General features: G+C 42.8%; 8 protein-coding genes. 3 read left to right on the top strand and 5 right to left on the bottom strand.

All coding sequences use genetic code 11. The annotated features are described in order from the left end of the window. Positions 1-55 precede the first annotated feature (55 nt). Both CWC02_RS18290 and CWC02_RS18285 read right to left on the bottom strand, forming a co-directional pair. Positions 56-3,616, bottom strand: coding sequence for an ImpA family metalloprotease (locus CWC02_RS18290; protein ID WP_138619686.1), 3,561 nt, complete (start codon positions 3,614-3,616; stop codon positions 56-58). 144 nt (positions 3,617-3,760) lie between these two features. Then, complete coding sequence (locus CWC02_RS18285) at positions 3,761-5,014, bottom strand: MFS transporter (protein ID WP_138619685.1); 1,254 nt, start codon at positions 5,012-5,014, stop codon at positions 3,761-3,763. A gap of 251 nt (positions 5,015-5,265) precedes the next feature. On the opposite strand from CWC02_RS18285, the gene CWC02_RS18280 reads away from it, so the two are divergent. The 3 genes from CWC02_RS18280 (at position 5,266) to CWC02_RS18270 (ending at position 9,414) form a co-directional block, all read left to right on the top strand. Beyond that, complete coding sequence (locus CWC02_RS18280; protein WP_138619684.1) at positions 5,266-7,635, top strand: TonB-dependent receptor domain-containing protein; 2,370 nt, start codon at positions 5,266-5,268, stop codon at positions 7,633-7,635. Positions 7,636-7,754: 119 nt separating this feature from the next. Continuing rightward, on the top strand, positions 7,755-8,675 hold the full coding sequence (locus tag CWC02_RS18275) for an alpha/beta fold hydrolase (protein ID WP_054551855.1): 921 nt from the start codon (positions 7,755-7,757) through the stop codon (positions 8,673-8,675). 43 nt (positions 8,676-8,718) lie between these two features. After that, positions 8,719-9,414: an ATP-dependent Clp protease proteolytic subunit gene (locus CWC02_RS18270; protein WP_138619683.1), complete on the top strand. Its 696-nt coding sequence runs from the start codon at positions 8,719-8,721 to the stop codon at positions 9,412-9,414. Here the strand turns inward: CWC02_RS18270 and CWC02_RS21000 are convergent. The 3 genes from CWC02_RS21000 to CWC02_RS18260 all read right to left on the bottom strand — a co-directional run bounded on the left by CWC02_RS21000 (position 9,411) and on the right by CWC02_RS18260 (position 11,986). After that, a complete protein-coding gene (locus tag CWC02_RS21000) occupies positions 9,411-9,650 on the bottom strand; it encodes a hypothetical protein (RefSeq protein ID WP_249364137.1) in 240 nt (79 codons plus the stop codon). The genes CWC02_RS18270 and CWC02_RS21000 overlap by 4 nt on opposite strands. Further along, positions 9,625-10,476, bottom strand: coding sequence for a hypothetical protein (locus CWC02_RS18265; protein ID WP_249364136.1), 852 nt, complete (start codon positions 10,474-10,476; stop codon positions 9,625-9,627). Before CWC02_RS18265 ends, CWC02_RS21000 begins: the two co-directional genes overlap by 26 nt. Before the next feature lie 142 nt (positions 10,477-10,618). Next, positions 10,619-11,986: an alkaline phosphatase PhoX gene (locus CWC02_RS18260; protein ID WP_138619682.1), complete on the bottom strand. Its 1,368-nt coding sequence runs from the start codon at positions 11,984-11,986 to the stop codon at positions 10,619-10,621. Positions 11,987-11,995 lie beyond the last annotated feature (9 nt).

Raw genomic sequence — 11,995 nt, 5'->3', positions numbered from 1 at the left:
AATATTTCGCTGGCGTTTTAAATACGAATACCAATCAACTTAACAACGCGGTGTATTATTCAGGCCAGCTTTGCGTCCCATCAATTGCAACTTCTGTTTGATTTAACGTCGTACAATAGCCGGTGGCAGATGAGGCATAGTAAACATCACCTAATACCGTGTAGTTTTTCGCTTTAACCTGCTGTTTTGCTTTGTCTGACGTTGCCATGCCCCACATGCTGAAGTAGTTGCTCAAATCGAGCTCGGTTGCTTCTGAAACTGCGATTAGGAGCCAATCATTGTTGCCTATGCTTTGTGCCTCTGACAAGCTGTAGCTTGAAAAGCCAAGTGTATCTTTTTGTGCCTGCCAATTAGTCTCGCTGTTATCAGCTAGATTAAACGCACGCTCCAAAATGTGTAAGCGAGGGTATAAATGCCAGCCGTTTTCAAGCTTATTGTGTGCCTGTGCGGCCATCATAATTTGTAAATAAATAGCGTGACTTTGCGACCACTCTGACATCGCCAAATCTTGCATATAAGCAAATGCGTCTGCGCTTTGTTTACTGGCTTGTAAATGATCGAACAAGTTCTCGAATGGCAAGTTTTGGCACGATGCCGAAAAGCCGGTTTCATCTTCAAACTTCGACTTACTGTAGTAGGAGTAAAAGTTGGTATTTGAATGGCCACCAAACCCTTCGATACGGAAGCGCCCTTTCTCAAGACCATGCCCTAACTCATGGATATCGCCATGCCCTGTTGGATTAAAATTCCAACCTGCGTCATACGGATTGCCCGAACAGCCCCAACCACAGGTCGGTTGGTCTGCATTCATATGTTTTACAATATCAATTGTTTGTACTTCAATATTGCGTTCACTCGCAAAGTCATGAATTTCGCTAACCACATCGATGCCCAGCCCTTTGAAACCAGCAAGTACATGCGGATAGTTATGGGTATAACGCTCTACTGCATGGGCGAAGTCAGACGCTACAGGCCAATAACCATCGTTAATTGAAATACGCATTTTCTCGAGCTTTGAATGCACTTCAAAGCCACCGGTTGCGACCTCAGCCCAATCATAGTCACCCTTTTCAAGCAACTCAGCAAAGCGCTCATCATCACTGCTGCTACGCCAATACGGGTGCTCACCTACATTGCTAAATTCAAAGCTGACATCTAAATCATTTTGATCAAACTCAATTTGAATTGGCCCACCATAAGGTGACGTAAAATAGACCGTTTCATTTGTCTCTATAGGGACATGAACCGACTGCAATTTAGCGGGTCGATTATAGCCATTGCTGCTCATATAATGTGTTGCGCCATCGCGCAGAGTATTAACAAACACCTTGGTATTCACTGCTTGATTATCGGTGCGTTTTATAGCAAACGTTTGCCCCGGCAAGGCATACACACCCGTTGAGCGAAAATACGCCTTACTCTGCATATTCACGGTGACGGTTTTAGGTGTTACATGACTAAAATCACTACGGCTGAAATTCCCCATATCAACTTGAAGTGGGTTAACTTTACGTATATTTAATACCGCATGATCAGTAAACAGGGCACGAAAGAAGCTTGTATTATCGGTGCTTAGTTTATCCATCGGGAAGCTCACTACTTGGCGATAATGATCTGCAAGCAGCGCCAGTAACTGATAAAAGCGATAGCCTTGCTCAGTAAAGATATCTGTTTTAGCTTGGTCAAAACCTCTAAACACCGAATTAATGATCGTTGCCGCATCACTAAACTGTTGCTGATATTGGCTTTCAGCTGGACAGCTTCGATTATCGCAAGCACTTAAATCAACACTAAATTCGCTGCTTTTAAAGCGGCTAAGTAAGTCTTTAATAGTTTGCGCATCAGTTGGCAAGCTGTCGTTGATAGCAATTGGGTTCCAATTTGCCAATTCTAACCGGTGCCAGTAGTTATCACCTGCAACGCTCACATGGAGTAATTCAAATAGCGCTTTACCTAGTGCCGTTTGACTACCATCACGCTGAATATAGATCACTGCAATATCATTTGCTTGCGCTTGCTTTACTGCAGCCACAACATTATCAATATTTAATCCTTCACGCTCATGCTGAGAGATAATCAGGATATCCGTGTCAGATGTTAAACACGCTGCTAAAGCGTCGTTGTCACAACTTGCATTGTCGTTATAGCTCACCATGCCTTCATATTGACTATCAAACCACTCTCGCGTTTTGATCCTATCTTGAAAGTAATAGCTTTGATCTAGTTGTGCTAATACAAGTTTGAGTGGCTGCTCTGCGGTTATTTCTCTGCCAGCTAACCATGTGGTGCTGTTTTTCAAAAACTGAGTCATTTGCTCGTTAATGGTATTTCGATAAGGATTACTACCAAATACCAAGTAACGGCCTTGCTCACCATCACTAGTCCCGACTACAGCAAGATTTCTAATTTTTGTCTCGTAGCCATCTTGCCAACTATTGTTGGTAAGTAGTAGCGGCTCATTGAATGGATACGTGGCATTTAATAGCGTTGCATCCCAAGTTGGATACCAGCTTAATTCATCAAGGGTGGAGCTTGAGCCAAACCCAAATAAGCTATTTTTAATGCTTTGAAAGCGCGCTTTGTGGGTATCAATTTCATTAAGTGTCGCATCAAGAAGTAATTCGCTGTTTGGCACAACCAGCGCATTACCCGCTTCGAGTGCCTCGGCCACATAACTTTGAGTAATGTTTAACACAAACTCGAAGCTAGTCTCTGTACGTGAATCAGAGGCTGTGATTGTGAATTTATGTTCACCAAGTTCTTCATTACTCGCGGTGCCTGATAAGATGCTAGTTTGCTCATCAAAACTTAGCCACGTTGGTAAACCTGTTACGGTTAAGCTCACATCATCGTTGTCTGCATCGTTGCTGACTAACTGCACACTCAATGCCTGCTCAGCACGCACTTCACTACTCAGTGGAGAAACCACCGGCGCTAAGTTTGCTCTGGCAGCGATGTTAAATGTTTGCTCTGCCTGCTGCGTCACTTTGCCATCTGAATAACGAAAACGAATTTGCTGTTCGCCCGTATTCGCAAACAAGGGCGTGCCGCTAAAACTGAGGTTAGTCGCATCAAAGCTAAGCCAATCAGGTTTACTAACTTCACTTATTACCACAGTGTCATTTTGTGCATCAGTAAATGTTAGCTGGTAAGTATAAGCTTGGCCTTCATTGCTATCCGATGGTGTAGACGTGAGCGTTGGCGGCGTATTTTCGACAAGCTTGGCTTCTACATTAATATCAATCAAAAGCTGGGCAGACAGCTGCCCATCAGTGACCGTAAACTCAATGTTTGCATACTTACCTGCTTGCTCTGGCGTGCCACTGATACTTGCTGAGGCTTCATTAAAACTTAGCCAACTTGGTAAGTTTGTTACAGACAAAGTAAGAGGGTCATTATCTGGATCAGAGACTTCAGGACTAAAGCTTAAGGTTTCACCAACACGTAAAGTCTGTGATTGACCACTGATTTGCGGCGCTTGATTTTGTGGTGTTTCGGTTACAGGAGGGGTTGTTGTTTGTTTTTCATCTGAGCCTGAGCCGCCACAAGCAGCAAGTGTTAGCAATACAGCCGAGCATAATAGCGAGCGTTTGCACAAAGAGTAAGGTGCGTTCATTGAGTTCTTATCGGTATGGTAAACAATTTTTTAACATTATAAGCCGATACTACAAACTAATATCTCGGAAAAAATACGTAAATTGATATCGCTGTCATTAATTGTTTAAACCATAAAAAGCCCCATGAAGGGGCTATTTAAAGGTTACGAGCTTGGGTTTGCAAAATCGGGTCTGGGTAACTTTTCGAGTATGGCGTATAAATAAATCACCACAATGCAAAGCCCTCCCGCTGCGAAAAATAACGTTGGGCCATCATAATAGTCTAAAATTAAACCACCTCCTAGTGGCGCTAAAGCAAACCCTAAATCATAAAACGAAGCTGCGCCAAAGTAGGCACCACGAAGATGTGAAGGCGCCAACCTATCAAGGTGAACGTTCATCGTCGGAAACAAAATGGTTTCGGCCAAACTCATCACCACTATCGCACCAATCCAGCCCCAGAATAAATCGATTGGATTAAGTGCTAGCCAAAACTGCGACACCATCAATAGCACCAAGCCAATTTGAATGCGCACCGTTAGGCTAAATCGCGCCATCATTTTTAACAGCAGAAATTGACTTGAAATGATCACTAACGCATTGGTAAATATCAGCGCTGAAATCAATGCAAGTAGGTCGGGTGCCTCTGCACGAGTTAGGTATTGTATGAGTGAACTATCCATTTGCGCATAAATAAACATGCACATAATATTGGCTAAAATTAAACACTGCAGCAGCTTATCTGCAAATAGAATACGTAAGATTTGCTTGCCTTGTACAGCTGGTTTTTTCTCTTCAGGCTCGTCGATTGCGGCAGTACTTTTGGCGGCTTTATCACTAAAATTAAAGCCCCAAACAAGCAGCACTAATAAAATAGCAAATGCCCCTGCGGTAATATAAAAGCTCGACTGCTCACCGGTTAAACCTAGCCATACCCCAGCTAATGGGCCCACCGCACAGCCCACATTAACAATAAAGTACAGCGACTGCATGGCCAGCTCACGAGTTTGTGCATCATCAATAATATCGCCAATTGCCGCACTGGTTAATGGTCGCCAAAGCGCAGTCGCAATCGAGCATAAGGTCATCACAATCACATAACCGGCCACGGTTTCTACCTCAGCCAACAGCGAGAAAGAAATGATATACAGCACGCCGGTAATGTACATCAGCGTATGCCGGCCCACTTTATCGGATAGGCTACTGCCAATAAAACTGGTAAACACCGAAATCACCGCAGCACTGGTAAGTACCAAGCCGACTTCTGTTGCCGATAAAGCAAACTTTTCGTACAAAATCACCGCGAGAAATGGCCATACCATGTAATAGCTGCCACGGGTAATAAACGAGCCAAATAAGAAGATCCACATAAGCACAGGAAACTGCTTAAAGCGCGCTAAAGAGATGTCTGAATTCATTATTTTAATTTTTATGGTGATGATGGAAGCACTATACATTAACAGGCTTTAAGATTGTAAATTGACTTCGCTTTAATCATCTTATTTTACTAATCAACAAAAACATAAATAGAAAAAAGTTGTAACAACTGTAAATGCAACTTGAAAAAGATTAATCTAAATAAGAATAATTATTGATTGTATTTTTCATTTCTGTACTATACGCAGCGTCCCTCAAAGGGATAACCTACAAAAAGAACTGGAACCCTACAATGAAATCAATAAAACCAAGCTTACTGGCACTTGCCATAGCAACACATTTTTCAGCCTTTGCTGATGACGCTAAGCCGAAACAAGATATGGAACGCTTAGTAATCACTGCAACAGGTTTTGAGCAAAAAGTTACCGAAGCACCTGCAAGTATTTCAATTATCACCAATGAAGATATTAAATCTCATGCCTTCACCTCAGTACTTGATGCTGTGCAGTATTTAGAAGGTATCGACATTGGCACAACTCGTGATAAAACGGGCCAAGGCAGTGTGAGTATGCGTGGTTTAACAGGTGAATACACCCTGTTACTAATTGATGGTAAACGCCAAAATAACCATGGCGACATTTACCCAAACAATTTTGGTGGCAACGCGTTTAACCACGTACCACCGGTTGATGCGATTGAGCGAGTTGAAGTAATTCGCGGTCCTGCATCAACACTTTATGGTGCAGATGCGCTGGGTGGTGTAATCAATATCATCACTAAAAAGCACACTGACAGCTGGAGTGGTGCAGTATCTTTTAGCCGTTCACTACAGCAAAACGATGATTTTGGTGATGACATTACCACTGACTTTAGTGTGATGGGCCCGCTAATTAAAGACGTATTAAGTTTAGGTGTGCGCGGCAGTGTTTACGAACAACAAGCATCATCGCCAACTTTTGAACCAGCGACCGATCCTAATGGTGTTGTACATACTCGTTCATTAGGCTTTGGCAGTGGCGGTCGTACCGTTGATAACACAAATGAGCAGTATGGTTTTACGTTAACTTATACCCCGTTTGAATCTCATCATTTACGTTTTGATTATGACAATTCAAGCCAAGTGTACGACAACACACCAAGCTACGACATTGAGTCAGGCACAATTACTTACCCACTTGGTACTAAAGATAACATTGAGTCAATTTGGCAAGATCGCCGCGGCCAAGTAAACCCGCGCGCAGGTTACGCCGCAGACCAAAAGTTTGACCGTGAATGGTGGTCACTCAGCTACGATGGCGAGCTTGACTGGGCAACGGTAAAAGCCTCTGTGTCTTATGTTGATACGCAAAACAATGGCCGTACTTTACCACTGAGTGTAAGCGAGCGATTAGAGCTGCAAGCCATGTACGATGGTACTGGCGAATACGAAGGAATGGACGAGCAAGCACGTAAAGACTTAGCTGAAGAAACATTCTTACCACGCCCTGCTCGCCCACTTGAAAGCAGCCAATATACCTATGACTTACGTTTTGATATTCCAATCGAGGGGCGCTTTGGTAGCCATAACCTAGCAGTTGGTGGCCAGCTTATCGACGGTGAATTAAAAGACGGTGTATTTGGTCTTGAAAGTGATCAAGCTGGCAAAGTACAAGAGCAAAACATGTACTCAATCTTTGCCGAAGATAACTGGATGGCAACTGATAACTTCACCTTTACACTTGGTGCTCGTTACGATGACCACGATGTATTTGGTAGCCAAGTATCACCTCGTGTTTACGGCGTATATAACTTATCTGACACTTGGACCTTAAAAGGTGGTGTAAGTACAGGTTACAAAACACCAAAAACAACTGACCTTTATGACGGGATCACCGGATTTGGTGGCCAAGGCACAAGCCCATTTGCAGGTAACCCTGAATTAGAACCAGAAACCAGTGTTAACTCAGAAGTTGCACTTTACTGGACTTCACTTGATGGCGATCACAACATTAACGTGACTTACTACAACACCAAGTTTGAAGACAAAATTGCCAGCGGCGATACAATTTTAAGTTGTGAGCAAACTAACGACGTACGTCCATGTGTGAACCTAGGTCAATACGATCAGCTTGGCTACGATAGCTACAGCCAAAAGATCAATATCGACGAAGTAGACCTTCAAGGTGTTGAAATTGCTGGTCAATACACAATCACTAAAACAGTGTCTGTTAACGGTAACTACACCTGGACTGATAGCGAACAAAAGAGCGGTCCTGAACAAGGTCAACCATTAACTAACTCAGCTGAGCACATGGCAAACCTTACCCTAAACTGGGAAGCGACAGACTTTATGAACTTATACCTACAAGGTGTATATCGTTCAGACCGTTACCGCGGTTGGGATAACGTGCACGATAAAGCGCTGTATTACAAAAACTACAACCTACTTAATTTAGGTGCGCAGTTTTATGTAAATGAGTACGTGCAAATCAATGCCCGTGTAAACAACCTATTAGACGAAGATTTCACCTCATATAGTACTAGCTATACCGACCTAAATGGCGATGGTGAGTACGAATACCTAACAGGTCGCGGTGTAGTTAGCGAAGTTACATTCACAGACGACTACAACGTTAAAGATAAAGGCCGTAACTTCTGGATTGGCGTTACGGCTTACTTCTAAGTAAACTCCCTGAAAATAGACAGCATGTAGTCATATGCTGTCTATTTTTCTTACTGTCACTAAATTGCCAACTTCACACATTAAGCTGATGGTACCTGCGTAAGCCTATTTGTCAGTTTATGGAACATATCCTTACAGCCAGCGGTATCTGTATTAGTTATCAAGATGAAGGCGATAAAAATGCGCCGGTGATCATCTTAATTATTGGCTTAGGTGCTCAATTTACCGTTTGGCCAGAGTCGCTATATTTTGGCTTGGTCGAAAAAGGCTTTCGGGTTATTCGTTTTGATAATCGTGATGCAGGGCTATCCTCATCGTTAGATGAGTTAGGCAAGCCGAGTCTCGTAAAGCATTGGCTTAGCCGCAGATTACCCATTCGCGCAAAGCTGCCCTATTCGCTCGATGACATGGCTCGCGATGTAAAAGAATTAATGGATGCACTGGCTATCAAAAAAGCGCACTTAGTGGGGGCGTCGATGGGTGGCATGATTGCGCAAATTGCCGCGGCAAAGTATAAAAAACGTGTACTGAGCTTAACTTCAATTATGTCGAGTAGCTCGCCCTTATCGTTTTCGGGTTCAAACATTAACCTGCTAGTAAAGCTCGCTAAAATACGCCCCCGAAGCAGTAATAAAGAAGCCGCGATTGATTACAATGTTAGGCTCAACCAACTCATTGGCAGCCCAGCCTACCCACAAGATGAACACGCTTTATACGCCAACGCTGAACGCTATATTGAGCGGGCCCACACAAATCAAACAGGCTTTAAACGTCAGCTTGCAGCCATTGCCGCAACGCCTTATCGCGAGCAATTACTAAAAAAGATTAAAGCGCCCACGTTAGTAATTCACGGCAGTGCTGATCCTGTTATGCCGCTGTCTGCGGGTATCAACACCGCCCTGTTAATAAAGCGCAGTAAGTTAAGAGTCGTGCCCGGAATGGGCCATGATTTTCCGCCCGCTTTAATGAAAAAAATGACTAAGTGGATAGCTAAACATGCCGCTAAAGTCAGCGCCAAAAAAGCCGCTAAAAAACCCTAAAAGCATGATAGAATTATCATACAATTTATAAGGTTAGCGTTTTATGTTACGTGTATTTTTTAGTCTATTTTTAATCATCCCTTGGTTAAGTTTTGCCGGTGTGTCACTGAGCGAGCAGCGCATTATTTATCAAGGCGAAATTAATGCCAAAAACAATCAACATGTTGCACAGCTTTTGGCTGAGCAGCAAAACATAAACAGCATACAAATCACCAGTGGTGGCGGAAACATTGATTTAGGTATGGATCTCGCCGAATTGATTTTGGCGCATAATTTAAAAGTTCATGTAAAACAATTTTGCTTTTCGTCGTGTGCTAATTACGTATTACTTGCAGGAAACCCTACCACCATAGCTAAGAACGCCATTGTCGGTTGGCACGGCGATGCCGCTTCAGCTCGCTGGCGAGATAGCGATATTGATGCCATGGTAAGCCATTTAAAAGAGCCAGAAAAAACAACCAAGTGGCAGGCTTTGCGCACTCAATACGATGAAATAATCGCAAAAGCCATGGCTCGTGAAAAAGCCTTTTATGCAAAACGCGGAGTTAATCATGACTTGCTAACGATTGGTTTATCTAAAGAGCTAAAACGTGCAGCTGTGGCACAAAAAGCCAGAGGCTGGAGCTACTCAAAAAAAGCACTCAATACACTGAATGTGAATAATATTGAGTTTGCAGATTGGCAGCCCCGCTCAGCAAAGAACTTTCCGTTACTAATAATTAGTGACCTTGGGGATTAGCTTTTGTAATCACGGATATAACGGTAATCAAATTCGGTGTCATCAAGAATGTCGCAATAATCACGAAAATCATTACTCTGCATTTGCTGAATATCGATGATCACCGACTGCTCTGTTACGAGTTTTTTAAAGCTTTGCAATAGCGTACGTCCTTGCTTTGCATCTATATGGCAACCGAATTGATAAATATCATATAGCCGAGCGAACTGATCACCGCTCTGCCATGAGTGCTTCACCACGCTCAAAAGCAAGCATTCTTCCCAGAATAAATTGCGCTCTAGGTTCATTTTTATGTTCAACCAGATAACGTAAAATAGTTTCTGATTTAAATGTATCTTGTGGAAAATTCCCCTGATAAACGCCTCGCTCATCAAAGTGACGACCCGAATAGTAGGCAAAAGCATAGCTAAATGCTTTTTTGTCAGACAAGGTTGCAAGAAACTCATCATCTGTTGGAATATGTTTTGCTCTAAACTTAGCTGCTTGATGTTGCTCTTGCTCCACCTGTTTTTCAACAAATAAATACTGCTGGTGAGCAAATGCACCAACGGCGCCTGCAAAACTCAAACATGATGTAGCAATTAGGGTACTCGGTAATACTACCAACCAATGATTTTTAATTTTTTTATACCCTGCCAGCTCACCGGATTCATACACCTCAGCAAATAACTTATGGTCAATAAATGGAATGCTCTTACGTGCAATAAATGCTGCTGACCAAGAGCCAAGTGCAAATAACAAAGCATAAATTGATAAAGACAATGTACCGCTGATCAAAACCTCTGAACTGAGCGCAACAGCGATTACAGATAGGTATGCAATAAGTGAAATAACTGAAAAGATACGATCATAGCCACGCCCATGAATACGAACGGCTAGGCCAACGAGTACGCCGCTAATCACTAACATTACTGGCCCAATAGCACTTTTAATTGAAAATACTGTGATCCATAAAATAATGATTGGGATACTCCAGCACGCTACGCCGATTGCGGCTGCAAGTGGACTTTGCTTAACTAGTTTTGCTTTAACTTGCTCTCGACTCTGCTCAGTAACAGACATATCAACTCCATTTTCGTTTTATTATTATTTTCCTGTGAAACAAAGTGATTCTAACTAGAACAGCTGATTATAAAAAGAGGAACATAAATTTTCGTGATACAAAAAAAGCCACCTCGCAGTGGCTATTTAAAATAGACTTTAATTAAACACTAAATTGATGCCATGGGCCTGTTATAGCAAGTGTTTTTGAAGGTGAGTAAACGTTCACAAACAAAGTGCTACCATCGGGTGAAAAACAGGCACCAGCCAGCTCAGTTTGCGCCACTAAGCGGGCAAAATTATAAACTTGGCCTTGGGGTGTCACACCACGAAGATGATTATCAACCACATCGGTGTATTGGTCTTCACAGACAATTAAGTGACCATTAGGTGACACGGTTAGGTTATCGCCAAAGTTGTAGAGAGTTTTGCTAGTACTTTCTACAAACAACGAGATCTTACCAGGTTGCTGTGCTTCTTTATCTGTGCCCTCAAATTCTGATGGCTGATATTTCATAACCTGACCAAGTTGTTTTTTACCACCATTGGTACAGCAAAAATAAAGCTCTTTATCACCCCAGTGAATACCTTCACCGCGAGCAAACAATGCTGCACCTTCTTTGTAGCCGCGTAGGCGTAGGTCGTCTTTCGGGCTTTCAGGGTTATCTAGATTGACCCACTCAACCTCAAGCTCTTGATGTAGCCCCATGGCTTTATCATTCCAGTTACGGCTATCGAATTGTGGCTTACCTTTTACCACCATCGCTTGTAATTGCCCGCCTTTATGCAGCTTGCCATATTCATTTGGAATAAAACGATAAAAGACGCTATCACCTTTATCTTCAGTTAAATAAACAATGCCCGTACGCGGATCAACGGCAGCCGCTTCGTGGTTAAATCGACCCATGGCTTTTAATGGCTCAGGTTTAATTAAGCCTTTGCTATTTGCGGGTACTTCAAAAATATAACCATGATCTTGGTTAAATCCATCGGCTTTGGTATCTGTGGTTTCTTCGCACGTAAGCCAGGTGCCCCATGGCGTAATACCGCCAGAACAGTTACGAATAGTGCCGACCAATGACAAGTATTCTTGCTCTTTTTGATGGGTTTTTAAGTTATAAACGATATGACTTGTGCCACCCGGTAACGCCACACCGTCACTGTTAGTATCAAAAGCCAGGGGCGTTTTATGGTTGGCAATACTTGCTTCAGCTTTCGCTAAATCTTTTGGTTTGAGCTCATGGTTTCGCACTAATGCAACGCGGTCATTACCAAGCGCTAGACAGCCCATGCCATCAGCTTTGTCCGGTACTGTAAACCCATCAGACATTTTCTCACTTAGGCTTGAAACTACTTGATAACTAAAGCCCTCGGGTAAGTCGAGCAATTTATCTGGATCAGGAATTAACGGACCAAAGCCCACAGCCGTTGTTTTTAAATCACCTAACGACACTTTACCTATGGCACTTTTTGATAATCCTAAAAAGGCTAATGTGCCCGCCCCTACTAAAAATTCTCGACGTGAAACCATGCTAACTCC

Origin of the sequence: Pseudoalteromonas sp. S2721, assembly GCF_005887425.1 — a bacterium.
Taxonomy (GTDB): Bacteria; Pseudomonadota; Gammaproteobacteria; order Enterobacterales; family Alteromonadaceae; genus Pseudoalteromonas; species Pseudoalteromonas simplex.
This window is presented reverse-complemented; position numbering and strand designations above follow the sequence as displayed.

What these genes read in the sequence shown, in the direction of transcription:
- CWC02_RS18290 (WP_138619686.1), bottom strand. Translation starts at nt 3,616, where the DNA reads ATGAACGCACCTTACTCTTTGTGCAAACGCTCGCTATTATGCTCGGCT.
- CWC02_RS18285 (WP_138619685.1), bottom strand. Translation starts at nt 5,014, where the DNA reads ATGAATTCAGACATCTCTTTAGCGCGCTTTAAGCAGTTTCCTGTGCTT.
- CWC02_RS18280 (WP_138619684.1), top strand. Translation starts at nt 5,266, where the DNA reads ATGAAATCAATAAAACCAAGCTTACTGGCACTTGCCATAGCAACACAT.
- CWC02_RS18275 (WP_054551855.1), top strand. Translation starts at nt 7,755, where the DNA reads ATGGAACATATCCTTACAGCCAGCGGTATCTGTATTAGTTATCAAGAT.
- CWC02_RS18270 (WP_138619683.1), top strand. Translation starts at nt 8,719, where the DNA reads ATGTTACGTGTATTTTTTAGTCTATTTTTAATCATCCCTTGGTTAAGT.
- CWC02_RS18265 (WP_249364136.1), bottom strand. Translation starts at nt 10,476, where the DNA reads ATGTCTGTTACTGAGCAGAGTCGAGAGCAAGTTAAAGCAAAACTAGTT.
- CWC02_RS18260 (WP_138619682.1), bottom strand. Translation starts at nt 11,986, where the DNA reads ATGGTTTCACGTCGAGAATTTTTAGTAGGGGCGGGCACATTAGCCTTT.